Origin of the sequence: Mycolicibacterium austroafricanum, from assembly GCF_000612725.1 — a bacterium.
Classification (GTDB): Bacteria; Actinomycetota; Actinomycetes; order Mycobacteriales; family Mycobacteriaceae; genus Mycobacterium; species Mycobacterium austroafricanum.
In genome coordinates, this window is record NZ_HG964459.1 from 69,558 (window position 1) to 91,312 (window position 21,755).

Genomic DNA, 21,755 nt, shown 5'->3' on the forward strand with positions numbered 1-21,755 from the left:
GTGATCCTTTCGTGTATTTCATCGGGTGGTCCGAGCGATCGCGTGGGAGATCGGTGTCATCGCCGAGCTCAGTTCACGCCAGGTGGCGTAGGCCTGGTCGTAGATGTCACGACGGGCCGGATCGGGGATGTACGGGTCGTCCAGGGTGATGAACCGCGCGGCGTCCGACCAGTCGGCGAGGGCGCCCACGCCGATCGCGGCGATCACCGCGGCGCCGAGTGAGGCGCCGGGATGGCCGCGCACGGGATGCATCTCCTGACCCAGGACATCGGCGTGAATCTGTTTCCACAGTGTGGATTTGGAGCCGCCGTTGGTGATCATCACCCGGCGCAACGGTATCCCGATCTGCGCGAACACGTCGACGTGGTGCCGGAATCCGAACGCGATGGCCTCCAGTACCGAGCGGTACATGTCCGCCCTGGTGTGCCCGAGATGCATGCCGGCGAAGACGCCGCGCAGGTCCGGGTCGTGGATCGGGCTCTTCTCGCCGAGAAAGTACGGCAGGCAGAGCACCTCGGCGGGGGAGCGCAGGGCGGCCTCGGCGTCGAGCGTGGTCAGCTCCACCGCTTCCGGACCGCCTATCAAAGCCTGGAACCACCGGATCAGGCTGCCGCTGGTGGCCATGCAGCCGTTGGGCAGCCAGTGACCCGGGACGGGGTGGGCGTCGAGGTACAGCCGTTCGTCGACGACCTGGGTGTCGCTGGCAACCAGGATGTCGCCTGCCCCACCAAGTTTCACGAGCGCATCACCGGGATCGTTGACCCCGGCGGCGTACGCCGACAGCACGTGGTCGGCGCCGCCGACCACAAGTGCGGTGCCGGCGCGCAGACCGGTCTCGTCGGCGGCCCGGCGGCTGAGTTCGCCGACCTGGGTGCCCGGACGCCGGACCGGGGCCAGCATGGCCGGGTCCAGGGCGGCGGCCTGCAGCACGTCGGTTGCGACGTCACCGTCGATCTCGAACAGTCCGGATTCCAGCGCCCAGTTCTGTTCGACGTGGATCGGGGCGCCCAGCGCCGACAGCACCCAGTCGTAGGAGCCGATCCAGTGGGCGGTGCGGGCGTAGACGTCGGGTTCGTGGTCGCGCAGCCACACGGTGGTGGGTGCCACCGACTGCTGCGTCAGCGCCGAACCGGTCAGTGTCACCAGGTCGACTGTGGCCAATTTCGCTGCCAGGCCGGCGACTTCGCGGTGGGCGCGAGCGTCGTTCTGAAGTATCGCACGCCGCAACGGCGTTCCCGTCTGGTCGACGGCGACGACGGCGGGGACCATGCCCGACGTGGCCAGCGCGCCGATCTGATCGGGTGCCACGCCGCTGACGGCGAGCACCTCGCGGATCGACTCGACGACGTTGCGGTACCACTGCACGGGGTCGGCCTCGGCGAAACCGGGGCCGGGGGAGTGCAGCGTGTTCTCCCGGTTCGCGGTGGCCACGATCCCGGCGGTGGTGTCGAGAAGCACCGTCTTGATGCCGGTGGTGCCGATGTCGACGCCGATCGTGTACCTGCTCATCGCGACCCCATCGCGGCTTCGGCTGACGAATCGTCCTGTCCGGCAACACAGATCACTTCGACGCCGGCAGCACGCGCCGCGACCAGGGCGGGGTGGTCCGCGGGCCCGTCGCTGACGATGGTCTGGACCTGCGACAGCGTGGCGATGCTGACGAAGGTGACCCGGCCGAGCTTGCTCTTGTCCGCGGCGACGATCACGCGGTCGGCCCGCCTGCTGGCCGTCCGCTTCACCCGGCTCTCGGCCTGGTGATAGTCGGAGATCCCGCGGTCGCCGTCGATACCTGCCACACCCATCACGTACGTGTCGCAGTTGTAGTTGGCGAGCGTGTCCTCGGCGCCCGGCCCGATCAGGCTCAGCTCGCCCGCGCGCAGCTCCCCGCCGGTGAGCACCACGGTGGTGTCCGGCTCGTCGACCAGGGCCAGCGCGGCGAGGACGCTCGGCGTCACCACGGTCAGGCCAAGGCCGCGGCCTTTCAGTGAATTCGCCACGGCCAGTGCGGTGCTGCCCGAGTCCAGGATCAGCGTCTCGTTGACCCCGATGAGGTCGGCCACCACGTCGGCGATGTGGATCTTCTCCTGGGCGGCGTCGGCCACGCGGGTCGCGAACGACGGCTCGGTGTCCTTGCCCTGAACCGCGGTCGCGCCGCCGACCACGCGCCGGAGCACGCCGAGGCTTTCCAGCGCCTCGACGTCACGCCGGATCGTCATCTCGGAGACGTCGAACTCCGCCGCCAGGTCGGCGAAGTTGATCTCGCGGGCGGAGCGAACACGTTGTTCGATCCGGTCCCTGCGGGTTCTTACATCCACGGCCACCAACACTCTGTCTGTTGAAAATTCACAGAAACGTCCCAATGTCGCCGGGTTTTGGTCAACTTCGGCGCCAACGCTGTGAATCTATAACACGACTGTGTGCAATGCCCACATTTAGCGGTCGATTGTTCATTTCTGGTGCGTGGCGCGGTTAACGTGCGCCGGTGCTGCATTTGCGGGTGATAGCCCCCGAAGACATACGTGACGACGTGCTGCGGGTCCTGCAGCGCCACGTCGGGGTGACGCACCTCGTGATCCATCCCGGCGCCGCCCTCGACCCTGCGGGCGACGAGATCGCCGCCGACATCGCGCGGGAGAGCGCCAACGACGTCGTCAAGCAGCTCAAGGACCTGGACGTGCAGCACCGCGGTGCGATCACGCTGACCGCCCTGGACACCGTGCTGTCGACCCGGGCGCACAAGGCCGAGGACGAAGCCGAGGGTGACCCGGCCGATGCGCTGGTGTGGGACGAGCTGATCACCAGGACCCGTGAGGAATCGACGCTGTCGGTCACGTTCATGACGTTCCTGACATTGGCCTGTCTGCTGGCCGCCATCGGCGCGGTCACCGACTCGATGGTCACGGTCGTCGGCGCGATGGTGCTCGGGCCCGAGTTCGGGCCGCTGGCCGCGCTGTCGGTGGCCCTGGTGCAGCGGCGTGGTGACCTCGCGCGGCGGGCCGCCATCGCGTTGCTGATCGGCTTCCCGGTCGCGATGGGTATCACCGCACTGCTCACCCTGGCGGGTCGGGCGGTGGGCTGGCTGAGCTTCGACACCATCGGCGACATCCACGACGTCGACTTCATCTTCCAGGTCGGACCTGTCTCCTTCATCGTCGCGCTGCTCGCCGGTGCCGCGGGCATGCTGTCGCTGATGTCGTCGAAATCCGCTGCGCTCGTCGGCGTGTTCATCTCGGTGACCACCGTCCCCGCGGCGGGATTCACGGCCGTCGCGGGGATTCTCGGACACTGGGACGTGGCGGCGCAGTCGGCGGCGCAACTCGCAGTGAACCTGGTGGGCGTGGTGTTGGCGGGGGTGCTCGTGCTGGTGTTGCGGCCGCGGGGCAACGTCATCCCGCGATCTGCGCAGACCTGACGCAGCCTGCACGGCGCTGTCCGGTGTGGTGGGATCTACCGCTATGGGGATCAAGGTGGCGCTGGAGCATCGCACCAGCTACACATTCGACCGACTCGTCGAGGTGTATCCGCACGTCGTGCGCTTGCGTCCCGCGCCGCATTCCAGGACCCCGATCGAGGCGTATTCCCTGCGGGTCGAACCGGCGGATCACTTCATCAACTGGCAGCAGGACGCCTTCGGCAACTTTCTGGCCCGGCTGGTGTTCCCGACACGCACCCGCAGCCTCACCGTCACCGTGGGATTGATCGCCGACATGAAGGTGGTCAACCCGTTCGACTTCTTCATCGAGGACTACGCCGAGCAGGTGGGCTTCACCTATCCCGAGTCGCTGGCCGAGGATCTGAAGCCGTATCTGCGTCCGGTCGACGAGGAGGGGCCGGGTTCGGGGCCCGGCGACCTCGTCGAGGCGTGGGTGAAGAACTTCACCGTCGCCTCCGGCACCCGCACCATCGACTACCTCGTCGCGCTCAACCGTGCCGTCAACGCCGACGTCGGCTATTCGGTCCGGATGGAGCCCGGGGTGCAGACACCGGATTTCACGCTGCGCACCGGCATCGGTTCGTGCCGTGACTCGGCGTGGCTGCTGGTGTCGATCCTGCGGCAGCTCGGGTTGGCGGCCCGGTTCGTCTCGGGCTACCTCGTCCAGCTGACCTCCGACATCGAGGCGCTCGACGGCCCGTCGGGGCCCGCCGCCGACTTCACCGACCTGCACGCCTGGACCGAGGTCTACATCCCCGGCGCAGGCTGGATCGGACTCGACCCGACCTCGGGGCTGTTCGCCGGTGAGGGCCACATCCCACTGTCGGCGACGCCGCATCCCGAGTCGGCGGCGCCGATCACCGGTGCCACCGAACCGTGCGAGACCACCCTGGAGTTCAGCAACGTCGTCACCCGGGTGCACGAGGACCCGAGGGTGACGTTGCCCTACACCGAGGAGTCGTGGGCGGCGATCAACGCGCTCGGCCGGCGCGTGGACGAGCGGCTGACCGCGGGCGACGTGCGGTTGACGGTCGGCGGTGAGCCGACGTTCGTGTCGATCGACAACCAGGTCGACCCGGAATGGACCACCGACGCCGACGGCCCACACAAGCGCGAGCGCGCCTCCGCGCTGGCGGCCAGGTTGAAGAAGGTGTGGGCGCCGCAGGGGCTGGTGCAGCGTAGCCAGGGCAAGTGGTATCCGGGAGAACCGTTGCCGCGCTGGCAGATCGGACTGTTCTGGCGCACCGACGGCGAACCTCTGTGGGCCGACGAGTCCCTTCTCGCCGACCCCTGGCAGGAGACGTCGGACACCCGCACGCCGACTCCGGACGCCGGCCGCCGGCTGCTCGCTGTCATCGCCGACGGGCTGGGCCTGCCCGCCGGTCACGTCCGCCCGGCCTACGAAGATCCGCTGGCCCGGCTGGTCGGTGCGGTGCGGCAACCCGCGGGGCCACCGGTCGACGCCGAAGACGACCTGGCGGTCGACTCTGCGGACGGCCGCGCGCAGCTGCTGGCCCGGCTGGAAGCGTCCGTCACCGAACCGTCCGCGTTCGTGTTGCCGGTGCACCGCCGCGACGACGACTCCGGATGGGCCGGCGCCCAGTGGACGCTGCGCCGCGGCCGCGTCGTGCTGTTGGAGGGGGATTCGCCGGCGGGCCTGCGGTTGCCGCTGCACTCCATCAGCTGGCAGCCGCCGCGGCCGACCTTCGACGCCGACCCGATCGAACGTCGCCCTCCGTTGCCACCCGCCGGATCCGTCACGACGGCCGCGCCGGACATGGCGACGACGGTCGAGGACGCCGACTGGGTCCCGACGACCGCGCTGGTCGGCGAGATCCGCGACGGCGTGTTGTATGTGTTCCTGCCACCCACCGAGGAATTGGAGCACTTCGTCGACCTCGTCGAGCGGATCGAGGCGGCGGCCGCCGCGATCGACTGCCCGGTCGTGATCGAGGGATACGGACCACCCAACGACGCCCGGCTGAGCTCGGTGACGATCACGCCCGACCCCGGCGTCATCGAGGTCAACGTCGCGCCGACGGCAAGCTTCGCCGAGCAGCGCGAGCAACTCGAAACGCTCTACGCCGAAGCCCGGCTGGCCCGGCTGTCCACCGAGTCGTTCGACGTCGACGGCTCCCACGGCGGCACCGGCGGCGGCAACCACATCACCCTTGGCGGCATCACCCCCGCCGATTCGCCGTTGCTGCGACGACCCGACCTGCTGGTGTCGCTGCTGACCTACTGGCAGCGGCACCCGTCGCTGTCGTACCTGTTCGCCGGCCGGTTCATCGGCACCACGTCGCAGGCGCCGCGGGTCGACGAGGGCCGGCCCGAATCGCTCTACGAGCTCGAGATCGCCTTCGCCGAGATCGCCCGGCTCGCACAGGCGCCGGGCGGTGCCAAGGCCTGGGTCACCGACCGGGCGCTGCGGCATCTGCTCACCGACATCACCGGCAACACCCACCGCGCGGAGTTCTGCATCGACAAGCTCTACAGCCCCGACAGTGCGCGGGGCCGGCTGGGGCTGCTGGAGCTGCGGGGCTTCGAGATGCCGCCGCACCACCAGATGGCGATGGTGCAGTCGCTTCTGGTACGCGCGCTGGTGGCCTGGTTCTGGGAGGAGCCGCTGCGTGCTCCGCTGATCCGCCACGGCGCCAACCTGCATGGCCGGTATCTGTTGCCGCACTTCCTGATTCACGACATCGCCGAGGTTGCCGCCGATCTGCGGGCCCATGGTGTGGAGTTCGACACCAGCTGGCTGGATCCGTTCACCGAGTTCCGGTTCCCGCGCATCGGGACCGCGGTGCTCGGGGGTGTCGAGCTCGAGCTGCGCGATGCCATCGAGCCGTGGAATGTGCTGGGGGAGGAGGCGACCGCCGGAGGCACCGCCCGCTACGTCGACTCGTCGGTGGAACGCCTGCAGGTGCGGCTGATCGGGGCGGATCGGCAGCGCCACGTCGTGGTGGTCAACGGATTCCCGGTGCCGCTTTTGGCCACCGACAACCCCGACGTCCAGGTCGGTGGCGTGCGGTACCGCGCCTGGCAACCGCCCAGCGCGCTGCATCCGACGATCACCGTGGACGGGCCGCTGCGCTTCGAACTCGTCGACGCCGCGACGGGGGTCTCCCGCGGGGGCTGCACCTACCACGTCTCCCATCCCGGCGGCCGCTCCTATGACCGGCCGCCGGTCAACGCGGTCGAGGCCGAATCGCGCCGGGGCAGGCGCTTCGAGGCGACCGGCTTCACGCCGGGCGGGGTCGATCTGGCGGATCTCCGCGAGAAGCAGGCGCGTCAGTCCACCGATGTGGGAGCGCCGGGGATCTTGGATCTGCGGCGAGTGCGTACCGTTCTGCAGTAATGGCTCACCCTGCACCGTCTCCGACACCCGCCCCGGGTGCCGGATCGACCGACGTCGACAACCCGCTGGTGCCCTACGGCACCATGCGGGCCCAGCAGGTGTTGTTCGAGCAGCCGCAGTTCGGCGGCCCGACGACCGGCTACGACGAATTCGTGGACGCGGCAGGAAATGTGCGGCCGGCGTGGCAGGAGCTGGCCGACTGCGTGCGGGACCGGGGCCGCGACGGGCTGGACCGGCTACGCGCCGTGGTGCGCGGCCTCGTCGACAACGACGGCATCACCTACATCCAGACCGACGACGGCGACGCGGTACCCGGGCCGTGGCATCTCGACGCGCTGCCGCTGGTGATCTCCGCGGCCGACTGGGACCGGCTGGAAGCGGGCCTGGTGCAGCGGTCGCGGCTGCTCGACGCGGTCCTGGCCGACCTGTACGGGGAACGGCGTTCGATCACCGGCGGAGTCCTGCCTCCGCAGCTGCTGTTCGCCCATCCCGGGTATGTGCGCGCCGCGCGCGGAATCGAGGTGCCCGGCCGTCACCAGCTCTTCCTGCACGGTTGCGACGTGAGCCGTGGTTCCTCCGGCGACTTCGTCGTCAACGCCGACTGGACGCAGGCCCCGTCGGGCGCCGGTTACGCACTGGCCGACCGGCGGGTGATCGCGCACGCCATTCCCGAGCTCTACGAGCAGATCGGCCCGCAACCCGTGTCGCCGTGGGCGCAGGCGCTCCGGCTCGCCCTCGTGGACGCGGCCCCGGAGTCCGCCGAAGAGCCCATGGTGGTGGTGCTGAGCCCGGGCATCCACTCCGAGACCGCGTTCGATCAGGCGTATCTGGCAAGCGTGTTGGGCCTGCCTCTGGTCGAGAGCGCCGACCTGGTGGTGCGCGACGGCAAGCTCTGGATGCGGTCGATGGGCACCCTCAAGCGGGTCGATGTGGTGCTGCGCCGCGTCGACGCCGATTACGCCGACCCGCTCGACCTGAGGCCGGACTCCCGGCTGGGTGTGGTCGGGCTGGTCGAGGTGCTGCGCCGCGGCGCGGTGACCGTGGTCAACACCCTGGGCAGTGGGGTGCTGGAAAGCCCTGGGCTGCTTCGGTTTCTGCCCCAGTTGGCCGAGATGCTGCTCGGCGAGACGCCGCTGCTGGCGACCGCACCGCTGTACTGGGGCGGTAGCGACATCGAACGCTCCCACCTGCTGGCCCACCTGTCGTCGCTGCTCATCAGGCCGGTGAACGGTGGTGAAGCGATCGTCGGTCCGCAGCTGTCACGCGCGCAACAGGAGTCGCTCGCCGCACGGATCACCGCCACGCCATGGCAGTGGGTCGGCCAGGAGCTGCCCCAATTCTCCTCGGCGCCTGCGGATCACCTGCCGGGCAGGCTGTCCTCGTCGAGTGTCGGTATGCGGCTGTTCACGGTGTCCCAGCGCAGCGGATACGCACCGATGATCGGTGGCCTCGGCTACCTGGCGGCTCCGGGCGCGGACGGTTACCGGCTCAAATCTGTTGCCGCCAAAGATATCTGGGTGCGTCCGCCGAGCCGGGTCACGGTCGAGAAGACCCCGGCGCTGCCCACGCTGGCCACCTCGAGCCCGACGCAGGAGGTCAGTTCGCCGCGCGTGCTGTCCGACCTGTTCTGGATCGGCCGGTACGCCGAACGCGCCGAGCACATGGCGCGACTGTTGACGGTCACTCGCGAGCGTTACCACGAATACCGGTACCGCCGCACGATGGATGGCAGCGAATGCGTTCCGGTGTTGCTCACCGCGTTGGGCGAGATCACCGGAACCGACACCGGTGCCGGCGGCGACTACACCGAGATGGTGGCCACCGCGCCCACGACGCTGTGGTCGCTGACCGCCGACCGGCACCGGGCGGGCTCGCTGGCCCAGTCGGTGGAGCGGCTGGGGCTGACTGCGCGCGCGGTTCGCGACCAGATGTCCAACGACACCTGGATGGTGTTGTCCGCGCTCGAACGCACACTGCTCAATGCGCCGGGCGTACCGCCGGATTCGCAGGCCGAGGGTGACGCGTTTTTGGCCTCCGCCAGCACCCTGACCCTGGGAGGCATGCTGGCGTTGTCGGGTGTGGTGGCCGAATCCATGGTCCACGACGTGGGTTGGATGATGATGGACACCGGCAAGCGCATCGAGCGTGCGCTCGCGCTGACGGCGTTGCTGCGCGCCACCATGACCACGGTCCGCACCCCCGGCGCCGAGCGGACCGTCACGGAGTCCACGCTGGTGGCGTGCGAGTCGCTGGTGATCTACCGAAGGCGCAATCCGGGCAAGATCAGTGTGGCCGGTCTGACGGAACTGGTGCTGTTCGACGCGGGCAATCCGCGCTCGCTGGTCTACCAGCTGGAGCGGTTGCGCTCCCACCTCAAATCGCTGCCCGGGTCGTCGGGGTCCTCGCGCCCCGAGCGGATGGTCGACGAGATCGCCGCCCGGCTGCGCAGGATCGAGCCCGCGGAGCTGGAGGCCGTCACGGCCGACGGCAGGCGAGCCGAGTTCGACGGGCTGCTGTCGGGCATCCACCATGACTTGCGCGAGCTCTCCAGCGCCATCACCGCGGTCCATCTGTCCCTGCCCGGCGACATGCAACCGCTGTGGGGACCCGACGAACGGCGGGTGGTCCCATGACCGCGTTTCCGGACGGGCCGACGGCGTCCGGGGCGAGCCGGTGCTACGAGATCACCCACCGCACCGAGTACCGGTACTCCGATGTCGTCACCAGCTCGTACGGCCGGGGCTTTCTGACGCCCCGCGATTCGGCCCGTCAACGCTGCCTGTTCCATGAGTTGATCCTGGATCCGGAGGCCGCCGACAGCTCCATCAGCCGCGACGGGTGGGGCAACACCAGCTCGTACTTCCATGTCACCCAGCGGCATCGGGCGCTGACCATCACCAGCCGCTCGGTCGTCGAGGTGGACCCGCCGCCTCCGGACCTGTACGACGGCCCGTCGGCGAGGGCGCCGTGGGAGATCGCACGCCCGGTGGGCGCCGACGGGGCCCTGGCCACCGAGTTCACCCTCGACCTGCAGCCGTCCGAGATCACCGAGGAGATCCGGGCCTACGCCGCACCGAGTTTCGTCGCCGGCCGACCACTGATCGAGGTGCTGCTCGATCTGACCCAACGCATCTACACCGATTTCACCTACCGGTCGGGGTCGACGACGGTGTCCACCAAGGTGAGCGAGGTTTTGGCGGCCAGGGAAGGGGTATGTCAGGACTTCGCGCGGCTGGCCATCGCCTGCCTGCGCGCCAACGGTCTGGCCGCAAGTTACGCCTCGGGGTATCTGGCCACTGACCCTCCGCCTGGAAAGGAACGCATGGTGGGAATTGATGCGACGCATGCCTGGGCATCGGTGTGGACACCGCAGAACCTGTGGCTCGGGCTGGACCCGACCAACAATCAGATGGTCGACGAGCGTTATGTGACGGTGGGTCTCGGACGCGACTACGCCGACATCCCGCCGCTGCGGGGCATCATCTACACCGATTCGGAGAGCAGCACCATCGACGTTTCCGTCGACGTCGCGCCGTACGCGGGCGGAGTGTTGCGTGCGTGACTTCACCTGCCCGAACTGCGGCCAGCGGCTGTCGTTCGAGAACTCCGTCTGCCTGAACTGCGGAAGCGCGCTCGGGTTCTCGCTGGACGACATGGCACTTCTGGTGATCGCGCCTGCCGACGAGAGCGAACATGCCGGTGCGGTCGACGAGAGCCACTACCAACTGTGTGCGAACCTGCATCTGGCCGAATGCAACTGGCTGGTGCAGAAGGGGCCGATCGCCAAACTGTGCGTGTCGTGCGCACTGACCCGAACCCGACCCAACGACGCCGACACCGTCGCGCTGGCGGCGTTCGCCACCGCGGAGAAGGCGAAGCGCCGGCTGCTCGCCGAACTGTACGAGCTGAAGCTGCCGATCGTCGGCCGGGACCACGATCCGCAGTACGGCCTGGCCTTCGACCTGCTGTCCAGCCAGTTCGACAAGGTCTTCACCGGCCACGCCGACGGCGTGATCACGCTCGACCTCGCCGAGGGTGACGACGTCCACCGCGAGCAACTGCGCATCTCGATGGACGAGCCGTACCGCACCCTGCTCGGCCACTTCCGCCACGAGATCGGTCACTACTACCAGTACCGGTTGATCGGCACGTCGCAGGACTACCTGCAGCGGTACCACGAGTTGTTCGGCGATCCCGAGGCCGACTACCAGGCCGCGCTGGACCGCCATTACAGCGAGGGTGCGCCCGCGGGCTGGGAGGACGACTACGTGTCGTCCTACGCCACGATGCATCCGGCCGAGGACTGGGCCGAGACGTTCGCGCACTACCTGCACATCCGCGACACGCTGGACACCGCGGCGGCGTTCGGCTTCGCCCCCGCCGGTGCGACGTTCGAGCGGAAAGTCCTGGGGCCCAGCAGTTTCGACACCATGATCGAGATGTGGCTGCCGCTGTCGTGGGCGCTGAACATGGTGAACCGCTCGATGGGCAAAGACGACCTCTACCCGTTCGTGCTGCCGCCTGCGGTGCTGGAGAAGATGCGGTTCATCCACACCGTGATCGACGAGATCACCTCGAATCCGGCGAAACTGGCCGAGGTCGGGGCGCCGGTCGAGGAGCAGAACCAGCAGCTCGGGTAGCGGTAGGTGCCGGATCTTCGGCGGCGCCGTCGGGGGCGACTGAGTCGAGCAGCGTGACCGACCCGGCGGTCCCGTCGACGCGTACCCGCTGCCCGGACCGCAGCCGCGTCATCGCATTTCCGATGCCGGCCACCGCGGGTAGCCCGTACTCCCGTGCCACCAGCGCCCCGTGCGACATCACCCCACCGACCTCCATCACGAGCGCCCCCGCGAGCAGGAACAGCGGCGTCCACCCCGGGTCGGTGCTGGCCGCGACGATCACCTCACCGGGTTGCAGGTTCGCCCCCACCGGTGAGTCCAGCACCCGCACCGTCCCCACGTGGACACCGGGGGACAGGGCGGTCCCGATCAGCACGTCGGTCTCCGCGCCGGGAGTCGCGGTATCGAACCCGTAGACGGCCTCCCCTTCGCTGGTCAGCACCCGGGGTACCAGGCGGCGCCGCAACTCGCGCCGGAACGACCGATGGTCGGCGGCGGCACGCGCGCGGAGGTCGCAGGCCTGCCCGGCCAGCGCAGCGCGCACGTCGGCTCCGTCGAGGAAGAACACGTCGTCGGCGTCGTCGAGTAACCCGCGCGCGACAAGTGCGGTGCCGCAACGCCGCAGTGTGCGCCGGCCAAGGGCCATCGCCCGGACCATGTCGAACTTGGGCCGCTCCCGCAGTCCACCGAGCGCGAGATGGCGAGCGAGCAGATTCCGCAGGACGGCGGCCCGGACGGGCCCCTTCACTCTGCGGACGCCGGCGATCAGTCCGTCGGACGCAGCGCGAGCCTCCTGCACGCCGGTCTCGAACGTGTCCAGCGCACCTGAGCGCAGATACCCGTTGATCAGCTCCACGACGTACGTCGGGTCGTCGGAAAGCCGGGGCAGACCGAGGTCGACCTCCCGATCCGGGGCGCGATGGCCGAACGTCGCCAGAAACTCCGACACCCCGGCGCTCTCGGGGCCCGGCTCGATGCCTGCCGCCGCATGTTCGCGCGCGAGCCGGGCCAGCGCGGCGCCCATCGCGATGGTGGGATCGTGCGGCAGCCACCTGAGCACCGGTGCGAATCCCGTCGATGACCCGAGCCAGCGCCGCACCAGCCGCTCGATGACGACCCTCAACAGCCATTCGCCGTACGCGGCCGCCAGCTGGCGTAACACCATGTCGCACGTCGCCGCCGGGAGCTCGCGCTCGACGAAACGCAGCTGCTCGTCCGGTGCCGACAGCATCTCGGCCTGCTGTTCGAGGCGTGCCAGCTCCGCGTCCGCGCCTGCCACGATGCGCCGACGTGCGCGGGTGGGCGCCGCGATGGAGGCGACGGTTCCCGCCAGCAGGGAGGGCAGCAGGACGACCAGACCGCGCGGCGGTGCGGCACGGTGCGGTCGCGGAAGGCGGCCGCTGTTCTGCGACAACCACTTCCGCAGTGCCGCGCTGCCTGCGGGATCCTTCATACCGAAGTTGGACAACACCCGCGCCGCCAGTCGCGGCCGCTGGAGCACCGGGGTCACGTCGAGGAACAGCCGGTCCGCCACGATCGGCATCCAGTCGGGTTCGGCGTCGGACGCCCGTGGCCGCCGCCCGGAGATCCAGTAGCGGAACCAACCGCCGACCATCGTGCGGAAGAACGCGTTGCCACTGGGGGTCATCGGCTCGGCGATGCCCTGGGCGATGAGCATGACGGGGAGGTAGACCCGCAGCCCGGGCCTGGTCGCGGGTGGAATCGGGAAGAGCGACGTGATCGGCCTGGACTGCAGCAGCCGGCAACGGCCATCGTCGTCGACCGCCCACTCGAGGTCCTGCGGGATTCCGAACACCGCGGTGGCCCGTGCGCCGAGGTCGACCAGCGAGTCGAGTTGCTCCGAGGTCAGGAGTGCTCGCTCCGGCGCGTCGATCGGCCTGCGGGTGACCGCGTCGAGGACCCAGCGGCAGGTGTCATACCGCCGCCCACCACTGCCTCACCCAGCTCGGCCGCAGCCTCGATGACAATGCGGTCCCGCCTGCCCGAGATCGGATCGGCCGTGAACAGAACCCCTGCCACAGAGGCGGGAACCATGGATTGGACGACCACGGCGATCGAGATGTCCTCATGCCCGATGTCGTTGTCGCGTCGATAGGCGATCGCGCGGGCGGACCACAGAGAGGACCAGCACCGCTTGATCGCTTCGCACAGGGCTTCTGCGCCAACGATATTCAGAAAGGTGTCCTGCTGGCCGGCGAAGCTGGCCTCAGGAAGATCCTCGGCGGTGGCGGACGACCGCACGGCCGACGCGGCCGCCCCCAGCTTGCTGTGGGCGGCCGCGACCTGGTCACGCAACTCCTCCGACATCGGAGCAGATTCGAACGCTGCGCGAAGGCGCGCGGACACGGCGTGGACGACGTCGGGGTCGCCGGCGGGGTCAGCGTCGATGGCGCCGAGCTGCTGCCGGATCAACCCGTCGAGCCCGTGGTCGCCGACGAACCGGCGGTAGGCCTCGGTCAGCACCACGAAACCCGCAGGTACCGGTAAACCGGCCTGCACCAACAGCGCCAGCTTCGCCCCTTTGCCGCCGCTACGGCTCGGGTCGGCGGCACCGGCGTCGGTCAGCCAGTGGATCAACGCCCCGGTCATGGCCTACGACGGTAGTGATCCCGCCGTCAGACCGGCAGAGTCGGAAGGCTCTACCGGTGTCCGCGGCCGCCGATCAACTTCTGCATGAAGCGGTGCGCGCCCAGCACCACCCTGGCGCGATCGGGATCGTTGCGCCGCGCGACGTCGTCCGCGTTGCCGCTCACCACGTGCACCGGCCCGTGCGGCAGCTGCCGCAGTCCCTCGGCGGCGACCTCGGCGGGCTCGGACACCCGCAGGCCGGGCACGTCGAAGTTCAGCCCGACGCGCTCCATCGCGGGTGTGCGGGTCACCCCGAGCACCAACTCCAGCACGTGCACGTCGTGGTCCCGCAACTCCAGCCACAGGCCCTCGGCGAAGATCCGCCCGAACGCCTTCACCCCGCCGTAGACCGTGTGCCGCACCGACCCGAGGTAGCCGGCCATCGAGCCGACCAGCAGGATGCCGCCGCGGCGCCGCTCCCGCATCGGACGCGCGTAGTGCTGCACCAGCGTCATCATCGCGGTGATGTTGAGGTCGATGACGCGGCCGAACTCGGCGAGATCCGCGTCGAGGAACTCCTCGCTGCAGGTGTTGGCGCCGGCGTTGTAGATCAGCAGGCCCACCTCGAGGTCGGCCGTCGCGGCGATCACCTCGTGTGTCGCGTCGACCAGATCGACTGCGAGCGTCCGCGTTTGCACGCCGAGCTCGCGACAGCGGGCCCCGGTGCGTTCCAGCGGCTCCGGTGTGCGGGCCACCAGCACCAGGTTCACGCCGGCCCGCGCCAGCTGCGCGGCGAACTCCGCCCCGACGCCTTCCGAGCCGCCGGCCACCACCGCCCAGGGGCCGTAGCCCGTCAGATCCGTCACCGTCACATCATCGCCGCGCCGGGTGTCGGGCAACACACGGGTCGCCGTTGGGCCGAGACCGGTGCGGTTGTCCCTACGATCAGCCGGTGGCTGATCGCTATGGCTCCGACATCCTGGCCGACAATCCGCACCAGGCGCGCAGGCCGCGCTCGACCGAGCAGCCGATCGAGATCGGCATGGTCGTCGAGGACGCCCAGACCGGCTTCGTCGGCGCGGTGGTGCGCGTCGAATACGGGCGGATGGAGCTCGAAGACCGGCACGGCCGTACCAAACCGTTCCCGGTCGGCCCGGGCTATCTGGTCGACGGCAAACCCGTCATCCTGACCCCGCCCAAGAAGGCGGCCCCTGCGGCGCCGACGCGCACCGCGTCGGGCTCCGTCGCGGTCAACGGGGCGCGCGCCAAAGTCGCGCTGGCGAGCCGTATTTACGTGGAGGGCCGCCACGACGCCGAGCTTGTCGAGCAGGTCTGGGGTGAGGACCTGCGCATCGAGGGCGTGGTCGTCGAGTACCTGGGCGGCGTCGACGACCTCGCCGCGATCGTCGCCGACTTCCGCCCGCGGCCGGGACGCCGTCTCGGGGTGTTGGTCGACCACCTGGTGGCCGGATCCAAGGAGGCGCGCATCGCCGAGGCGGTGCGCCGCGGACCGGGCGGGGAGCACACCCTGGTGGTCGGTCATCCGTTCATCGACATCTGGGAGGCGGTCAAGCCGGCGCGGATCGGGGTGGAGTCCTGGCCGGTGGTCCCGAAGGGGCAGGACTGGAAGCACGGCGTGTGTGAGGCGCTGGGGTGGCGACACCGTGACCAGGCCGACATCGCCGCGGCGTGGCAGAAGATCCGGGGCCGGGTGCGGGACTGGACCGACCTCGAGCCGGAACTGATCGGCCGCGTCGAGGAGCTGATCGACTTCGTCACCGCACCCGTGTAAGCAGGGAGCGTGTCCGACAGTCTGTTCGATGTGCCCGGGGAGCGTGCGGCGCCCGCCGCAGGTCCGGCCGGGGCGTCGTCGCCGCTGGCGGTGCGGATGCGTCCGGCGTCCCTCGACGAGGTCGTCGGCCAAGGCCATCTGCTCAAGCCGAACTCGCCGCTGCGTCGCCTGATCGAAGGGTCCGGTGCCGCATCGGTCATCCTCTATGGGCCGCCCGGAACGGGTAAGACCACGCTGGCGTCGATGATCTCGCAGGCCACCGGCCGCCGCTTCGAGGCGCTGTCCGCACTGGCGGCGGGTGTCAAAGAAGTGCGGGCAGTCATCGATGTGGCGCGCCAGGCGTCCATGCGCGGCGAGCAGACCGTGCTGTTCATCGACGAGGTGCACCGGTTCTCCAAGACCCAGCAGGACGCGCTGCTGGCCGCGGTCGAGAACCGGGTGGTGTTGCTCGTCGCCGCGACGACCGAGAATCCGTCGTTCTCAGTCGTCGCCCCGCTGCTGAGCCGCTCGCTGATCCTGCAGCTTCAGCCGCTGACACCTGAGGACGTGACCACCGTGATCCGGCGCGCCATCGAGGATCCGCGGGGGCTGGGCGGCAAGGTGGCGGTCACCGACGAGGCCGTCGACCAGCTCGTCCAACTGTCGGCCGGCGACGCGCGCCGGGCGCTGACCGCATTGGAGGTCGCCTCCGAATCGGGTGAAGAAGTGACCGTCGAGGTCATCGAGCAGTCGCTGGACAAGGCCGCCGTGCGCTACGACCGCGACGGCGATCAGCACTACGACGTCGTCAGCGCGTTCATCAAGTCCGTCCGCGGCTCCGACGTGGATGCGGCGCTGCACTACCTGGCCCGGATGCTGGTGGCGGGGGAGGACCCCCGCTTCGTCGCGCGCAGGCTGATGATCCTGGCCAGCGAGGACATCGGCATGGCGGACCCCACGGCGCTGCCGACCGCGGTGGCCGCGGCGCAGACCGTGCAGCTGATCGGCATGCCCGAGGCGCAGCTGACGCTTGCGCATGCCACGGTGCATCTGGCCACGGCGCCGAAGTCCAATGCCGTCACCACGGCGCTGGGCGCGGCGATGGCCGACATCAGGGCGGGCAAAGCAGGTCTGGTGCCCGCTCACCTGCGTGACGGCCACTACTCCGGTGCGCAGAAGATGGGTAACGCGGTCGGCTACAAATACGCCCACGATTCTCCGGATGGTGTTGTGCCGCAGCAGTATCCGCCCGACGACCTGGTCGGGGTCGACTATTACCGGCCGACGAACCACGGAGTCGAGCGCGAGATCTCGACCCGCGTGGACAAACTGCGGGCGATCATCCGCCGCCGACGCTGACCCGGCACGCAGACCCGCGGGTCGGCTCCCGGCGCGGGTTCCCGACCACCTCTTGACACTCTGGAACCGCAAACCTACCGTTGTAGTCAACCAACTAATTGATCAATGGAAAGGTTGATTAGTGGGCAGTGATGACGGTGAAGAGGCGCGGCTCGACCGTGGCTTCATGGCGCTGGCGGACCCCGTGCGACGCGCGCTGGTGGCGCGGCTCTCACGCGGTCCGGCGACGGTCAACGAACTCGCCGCTCCGTTCGACATCACGAAACAGGCGGTGTCCAAACACATTCAGGTGCTCGAGCAGGCCGGGCTGGTCTCCAGGACCCGGGATGCGCAGCGACGTCCCGTGCACCTGGACGCCGCCGCGCTGGAGGCGTTGACCGCCTGGATCGACGGGTACCGGTTGAACGCCGAACGCAACTACCGCCGGCTGGACGCCCTGCTGGCCACGACCACGCACGAAGCGGAGAAAGGACCAAGGACATGACAAACGCACTGGCCCTCACGGCCCCCGTGGACACGCTCGCGATGGAATTCACCCGCGACTTCGACGCCCCGGTGGCAGCGTTGTACCGGGCGCACGCCGACCCCGTTCTGGTGAAACAGTGGCTGGGGCCGCACGGCCTCGAGATGGAGATCACCGAGTGGAACTTCTGCAACCACGGGGGATACCGCTACACACACAGCAATGAACACGGGACCTTCGGCTTCAACGGAACGTTCCACACCGTCCGGTCGAACGAATTCATCCTGCAGACCTTCGAATTCGAGGGCGCGCCGGACATGGCCAACATCGAGTACCTGTGGTTCGAGGACCTCGGCGCAGGCCGGTCGCGCCTGCGTGGCCGGTCCATCTGCCCCACCGTCGAGGCGCGGGACGCGCTGCTGTCCTCGGGCATGGAGGGTGGGATGACCGAGGGTTATCAGAAGCTCGACGACCTCCTGCGAAATCTGCCGGCCTGAGAAAGTGGCCTGAGAAAGGGGTGATCCCGACTGGTCGGGGGCCCAGCCGGGATCACCATGGGTGGTGTCGGATCGGATCTAGCGCGTCAGTCCCGAGCCCCGGCCCGTGACGCCCGTCCTGCGGCGACCCATGAGTGCGGCGACCAGCGCCACGCCGATGGCCGCGACGACCACCTGGACGAGCAGTTCGAGCCAGTCCACGCCGCTGGTGGCCGTCGGGATGCCGATGACGCGTGCCAGGGCGGTGCCCAGAAACGCCGACACGATGCCGACCAGGATTGTCACGAGCATGCCGATCGGTTGCTTGCCCGGCAGCGCGAGGCGGCCGAGGACGCCGACGACGATGCCGATGAGGATTGCGCTGATGATGCCGGTGATGGTCATTTGTGCCTCCGTGGATGTCTGTGCCGCAGGGCTACCCTGGCCCGCAGGTGAATAAACGCCCGCGTCAACGCTGTCGAGGCCGGTTCTGACTCGTACCCTCGGACGGGTGAACACCGAGTTGCTCGACGTCGACACCTCCCGCCGCAGGATCGTCGACCTGACCTCTGCGGTTCGGGACTTCTGCGCGTCGCAGCCGGACGGGTTGTGCAACGTGTTCGTGCCGCACGCGACGGCCGGGCTGGCTCTCATCGAAACCGGGGCAGGCTCGGACGAGGACTTCGTCGACACGCTGGAACGGCTGCTGCCGCGCGACGACCGGTACCGGCACGCCCACGGCTCGCCTGGTCACGGCGCCGACCACGTGCTGCCCGGGTTGGTGTCACCCTCGGTGACGGTTCCGGTGGCCGACGGCGAGCCCCTGCTGGGCACCTGGCAGAGCCTCGTGCTGGTGGATCTGAACAGGGACAATCCGCGCCGGTCGGTCCGGCTGAGCTTCGTGTCGGGGTGACGGCTCCGGCCGGTACGGGAACGGTACTGTGGTGCGGTCGAGTATTCGCAGGTTAAACCGAAGGACAACAGGACGTGCAGACACACGAGATCAGGAAGCGGTTCCTTGATCATTTCGTGAAGGCGGGCCACACCGAGGTGCCCAGTGCTTCGGTGATCCTCGACGACCCGAACCTGTTGTTCGTCAACGCGGGCATGGTGCAGTTCGTCCCTTACTTCCTCGGCCAGCGCACGCCGCCGTGGGACCGGGCCGCCAGCGTCCAGAAGTGCATCCGCACCCCGGACATCGACGAGGTGGGCATCACCACACGGCACAACACGTTCTTCCAGATGGCCGGCAACTTCAGCTTCGGCGACTACTTCAAGAAGGGCGCCATCGAGTTCGCCTGGACGCTGCTCACCAACCCGGTGGAAGCGGGCGGATACGGTTTCGATCCCGAACGACTCTGGGCCACCGTCTATCTCGACGACGACGAGGCCATCGGCTACTGGCAGGAGGTGGCCGGCCTGCCGCTGGAGCGGATTCAGCGCCGCGGCATGGCCGACAACTACTGGTCGATGGGCATTCCCGGACCGTGCGGGCCCTCCTCGGAGATCTATTACGACCGCGGGCCGGAGTATGGGATCGAGGGCGGCCCCGAGGCCAACGAGGACCGCTACATCGAGATCTGGAATCTCGTGTTCATGCAGAACGAGCGCGGCGAGGGCACCTCGAAGGAGGACTTCGAGATCCTGGGGCCGCTGCCGCGCAAGAACATCGACACCGGCATGGGCGTCGAGCGGGTGGCATGCCTGCTGCAGGGCGTCGACAATGTCTACGAGACCGACCTGCTGCGCCCGGCGATCGACCTGGTGGCCGGCATCGCGCCGCGCGGCTACGGGCAGGGCGTCCACGAAGACGACGTGCGCTACCGGATCATCGCCGACCACAGCCGGACCGCGGCGATCATCATCGGCGACGGGGTCAGCCCCGGCAACGAGGGCCGCGGCTACGTGCTGCGCCGACTGCTGCGCCGCATCATCCGCGCCGCCAAGCTGCTGGGTGTCGACGACCCGATCATGGCCGAGCTGATGGCCACCGTCCGCGACGCGATGAGCCCGTCCTACCCGGAACTGGCAGCAGATTTCGACCGCATCCAGCGCATCGCGGTCGCCGAGGAGACCGCGTTCAACCGCACGCTGGCCTCCGGGTCCAAGCTGTTCGACGATGCGGCCCGTGCGACCAAGGCGTCGGGCGCCGAGAAGCTGTCCGGCCGCGACGCGTTCACGCTGCACGACACCTACGGTTTCCCGATCGAGCTCACCCTCGAGATGGCGGCCGAGGCGGACCTGAGCGTGGACGAGGAGGGCTTCCGCGCCCTGATGGCCGAACAGCGGCAGCGCGCCAAGGCGGATGCGGCAGCGCGCAAGCAGGCGCACGCCGATCTGTCGGCCTACCGTGAACTCGTCGACGCCGGACCCACCGAGTTCACCGGATTCGACGAATTGAGTTCCGAGGCAAGGATTCTCGGCATCTTCGTGGACGGCAAAAGGGTGCCCGTGGTGGCGCATACCGGCCGCGAGGGTGCCCAGGAGCGCGTGGAGTTGATCCTCGACCGCAGCCCGTTCTACGCCGAATCCGGCGGTCAGATCGCCGACGAGGGCACGGTCACCGGCACCGGTGCCTCCGAGACGGCGAAGGCGGCGGTCACCGACGTCCAGAAGATCGCCAAGACACTGTGGGCGCACCGCATCAACGTGGAATCCGGCGAGTTCGTCGAGGGTGACACCGTGGTGGCGGCCGTCGATCCGCGCTGGCGTCATGGCGCCACCCAGGGTCACTCCGGCACCCACATGGTGCATGCCGCGCTGCGACAGGTGTTGGGCCCCAACGCTGTTCAGGCGGGTTCGCTGAACCGGCCGGGGTACCTGCGGTTCGACTTCAACTGGCAGGGCGCGCTGACCGATGACCAGCGCAGCCAGATTGAAGAGGTCACCAACCAGGCGGTCGAGGCCGACTTCGAGGTGCACAGCTTCACCACCGAGCTGGACAAGGCCAAGGCCATGGGCGCGATGGCGCTGTTCGGTGAGAACTACCCCGACGAGGTCCGGGTGGTCGAGATCGGCGGTCCGTTCTCCCTGGAACTGTGCGGCGGCACCCACGTGCGCAGCTCCGCGCAGATCGGCCCGGTGACGATCCTCGGGGAGTCCTCGGTCGGCTCGGGCGTGCGGCGCGTCGAGGCGTACGTCGGGCTGGATTCGTTCCGCCACCTCGCCAAGGAACGGGCATTGATGGCCGGCCTGGCATCCTCGCTGAAGGTGCCGTCGGAGGAGGTGCCCGCCCGGGTCGCGACGCTGGTGGAGAAGCTGCGTGCCGCGGAGAAGGAACTCGACCGCCTGCGTCTGGCCGGCGCGCGCTCGGCCGCGGTCAACGCCGCCGCCGGCGCCGAGCAGATCGGCGATGTCCGGCTGGTGGCGCAGCGGATGGCAGGCGGGATCTCCGGTGCGGACCTGCGCTCGCTGGTCGGGGAGATCCGCGGCAAGCTCGGCAGCGATCCGGCGGTGGTCGCGCTGATCGCCGAGGGCGACAACGACTCGGTGCCGTTCGTGGTGGCGGTCAACCCCGCGGCGCAGGATCGCGGGGTGCGCGCCGACGAGCTGGTCAAGGTCATGGGTGCCGCGGTCAACGGCCGCGGCGGGGGTAAGGCAGATCTCGCTCAGGGTTCCGGTAAGGGGGCGGCGGGTATCGACGCGGCGCTGGCGGCGATACGCGCGGAGATCGGCCGGAGCTAACCG

The 21,755-nt window shown here is 69.1% G+C and carries 17 protein-coding genes; 11 read left to right on the plus strand and 6 right to left on the minus strand.

What is annotated here, in order from left to right:
• Window positions 1-18 precede the first annotated feature (18 nt).
• Together BN976_RS28010 and BN976_RS28015 are read right to left on the minus strand one after the other, a co-directional pair.
• A complete protein-coding gene (locus BN976_RS28010; protein ID WP_036376104.1) occupies window positions 19-1,509 on the minus strand; it encodes an FGGY-family carbohydrate kinase in 1,491 nt (496 codons plus the stop codon).
• On the minus strand, window positions 1,506-2,324 hold the full coding sequence (locus BN976_RS28015) for a DeoR/GlpR family DNA-binding transcription regulator (RefSeq protein WP_036376276.1): 819 nt from the start codon (window positions 2,322-2,324) through the stop codon (window positions 1,506-1,508). The genes BN976_RS28010 and BN976_RS28015 overlap by 4 nt, the downstream gene beginning before the upstream one ends.
• A 158-nt stretch (window positions 2,325-2,482) precedes the next feature.
• Here BN976_RS28015 and BN976_RS28020 point away from each other — a divergent pair, with 158 nt between their 5' ends.
• From BN976_RS28020 to BN976_RS28040, 5 genes are read left to right on the plus strand one after another with little or no spacing between them, the layout of a single operon-like run.
• Entirely contained in the window at window positions 2,483-3,412 is a 930-nt protein-coding gene (locus BN976_RS28020; RefSeq protein WP_036376107.1) for a DUF389 domain-containing protein, read from the plus strand.
• Between the two features lie 43 nt (window positions 3,413-3,455).
• A complete protein-coding gene (locus tag BN976_RS28025; RefSeq protein WP_036376110.1) occupies window positions 3,456-6,791 on the plus strand; it encodes a transglutaminase family protein in 3,336 nt (1,111 codons plus the stop codon).
• Window positions 6,791-9,424 (plus strand): circularly permuted type 2 ATP-grasp protein, encoded by a 2,634-nt coding sequence (locus BN976_RS28030; RefSeq protein WP_036376113.1) that lies wholly within the window; start codon window positions 6,791-6,793, stop codon window positions 9,422-9,424. The genes BN976_RS28025 and BN976_RS28030 overlap by 1 nt, the downstream gene beginning before the upstream one ends.
• A complete protein-coding gene (locus tag BN976_RS28035) occupies window positions 9,421-10,353 on the plus strand; it encodes a transglutaminase family protein (protein ID WP_011779847.1) in 933 nt (310 codons plus the stop codon). Before BN976_RS28030 ends, BN976_RS28035 begins: the two co-directional genes overlap by 4 nt.
• Window positions 10,346-11,431 carry a zinc-binding metallopeptidase family protein gene (locus BN976_RS28040; RefSeq protein WP_036376116.1) on the plus strand — a complete coding sequence of 362 codons (1,086 nt, stop codon included), beginning with the start codon at window positions 10,346-10,348 and terminating at the stop codon, window positions 11,429-11,431. Before BN976_RS28035 ends, BN976_RS28040 begins: the two co-directional genes overlap by 8 nt.
• On the opposite strand, the gene BN976_RS34645 is transcribed toward BN976_RS28040, so the two are convergent.
• The 3 genes from BN976_RS34645 to BN976_RS28050 are packed head-to-tail and all read right to left on the minus strand — an operon-like array spanning window position 11,361 to window position 14,865.
• Window positions 11,361-13,304: a PEP-utilizing enzyme gene (locus BN976_RS34645; protein ID WP_328848033.1), complete on the minus strand. Its 1,944-nt coding sequence runs from the start codon at window positions 13,302-13,304 to the stop codon at window positions 11,361-11,363. The two genes, BN976_RS28040 and BN976_RS34645, sit on opposite strands and share 71 nt — an antisense overlap.
• The gene (locus tag BN976_RS32190; protein WP_051558587.1) at window positions 13,277-14,020 is read right to left on the minus strand and encodes a PEP/pyruvate-binding domain-containing protein; all 744 of its coding nucleotides are present in this window, start codon (window positions 14,018-14,020) and stop codon (window positions 13,277-13,279) included. The genes BN976_RS34645 and BN976_RS32190 overlap by 28 nt, the downstream gene beginning before the upstream one ends.
• Window positions 14,021-14,070: 50 nt before the next feature.
• Window positions 14,071-14,865, minus strand: coding sequence for an SDR family NAD(P)-dependent oxidoreductase (locus BN976_RS28050; protein WP_036376278.1), 795 nt, complete (start codon window positions 14,863-14,865; stop codon window positions 14,071-14,073).
• A gap of 86 nt (window positions 14,866-14,951) precedes the next feature.
• On the opposite strand from BN976_RS28050, the gene BN976_RS28055 reads away from it, so the two are divergent.
• From BN976_RS28055 to BN976_RS28070, 4 genes are all read left to right on the plus strand, one after another.
• Window positions 14,952-15,791 carry a DUF3097 domain-containing protein gene (locus tag BN976_RS28055; RefSeq protein WP_036376119.1) on the plus strand — a complete coding sequence of 280 codons (840 nt, stop codon included), beginning with the start codon at window positions 14,952-14,954 and terminating at the stop codon, window positions 15,789-15,791.
• A gap of 9 nt (window positions 15,792-15,800) precedes the next feature.
• Entirely contained in the window at window positions 15,801-17,129 is a 1,329-nt protein-coding gene (locus BN976_RS28060) for a replication-associated recombination protein A (RefSeq protein WP_036376122.1), read from the plus strand.
• Between the two features lie 166 nt (window positions 17,130-17,295).
• Window positions 17,296-17,613, plus strand: coding sequence for an ArsR/SmtB family transcription factor (locus tag BN976_RS28065; RefSeq protein ID WP_051558599.1), 318 nt, complete (start codon window positions 17,296-17,298; stop codon window positions 17,611-17,613).
• Complete coding sequence (locus tag BN976_RS28070; RefSeq protein WP_036376129.1) at window positions 17,610-18,089, plus strand: SRPBCC family protein; 480 nt, start codon at window positions 17,610-17,612, stop codon at window positions 18,087-18,089. The genes BN976_RS28065 and BN976_RS28070 overlap by 4 nt, the downstream gene beginning before the upstream one ends.
• A gap of 78 nt (window positions 18,090-18,167) precedes the next feature.
• On the opposite strand, the gene BN976_RS28075 is transcribed toward BN976_RS28070, so the two are convergent.
• Window positions 18,168-18,473 (minus strand): GlsB/YeaQ/YmgE family stress response membrane protein, encoded by a 306-nt coding sequence (locus BN976_RS28075; protein ID WP_011779855.1) that lies wholly within the window; start codon window positions 18,471-18,473, stop codon window positions 18,168-18,170.
• Window positions 18,474-18,579: 106 nt separating this feature from the next.
• On the opposite strand from BN976_RS28075, the gene BN976_RS28080 reads away from it, so the two are divergent.
• Both BN976_RS28080 and alaS read left to right on the plus strand, forming a co-directional pair.
• Window positions 18,580-18,981 (plus strand): secondary thiamine-phosphate synthase enzyme YjbQ, encoded by a 402-nt coding sequence (locus tag BN976_RS28080; protein ID WP_036376132.1) that lies wholly within the window; start codon window positions 18,580-18,582, stop codon window positions 18,979-18,981.
• A 74-nt stretch (window positions 18,982-19,055) separates the two neighbouring features.
• Window positions 19,056-21,752 carry an alanine--tRNA ligase gene (alaS, locus tag BN976_RS28085; protein ID WP_011779857.1) on the plus strand — a complete coding sequence of 899 codons (2,697 nt, stop codon included), beginning with the start codon at window positions 19,056-19,058 and terminating at the stop codon, window positions 21,750-21,752.
• Window positions 21,753-21,755 lie beyond the last annotated feature (3 nt).

Coding starts and splice junctions, on each gene's coding strand:
- BN976_RS28070 (WP_036376129.1), top strand. CDS start 17,610: ATGACAAACGCACTGGCCCTCACGGCCCCCGTGGACACGCTCGCGATG.
- BN976_RS28075 (WP_011779855.1), bottom strand. CDS start 18,473: ATGACCATCACCGGCATCATCAGCGCAATCCTCATCGGCATCGTCGTC.
- BN976_RS28030 (WP_036376113.1), top strand. CDS start 6,791: ATGGCTCACCCTGCACCGTCTCCGACACCCGCCCCGGGTGCCGGATCG.
- BN976_RS28035 (WP_011779847.1), top strand. CDS start 9,421: ATGACCGCGTTTCCGGACGGGCCGACGGCGTCCGGGGCGAGCCGGTGC.
- BN976_RS28010 (WP_036376104.1), bottom strand. CDS start 1,509: ATGAGCAGGTACACGATCGGCGTCGACATCGGCACCACCGGCATCAAG.
- BN976_RS28025 (WP_036376110.1), top strand. CDS start 3,456: ATGGGGATCAAGGTGGCGCTGGAGCATCGCACCAGCTACACATTCGAC.
- BN976_RS28065 (WP_051558599.1), top strand. CDS start 17,296: ATGGCGCTGGCGGACCCCGTGCGACGCGCGCTGGTGGCGCGGCTCTCA.
- BN976_RS32190 (WP_051558587.1), bottom strand. CDS start 14,020: ATGACCGGGGCGTTGATCCACTGGCTGACCGACGCCGGTGCCGCCGAC.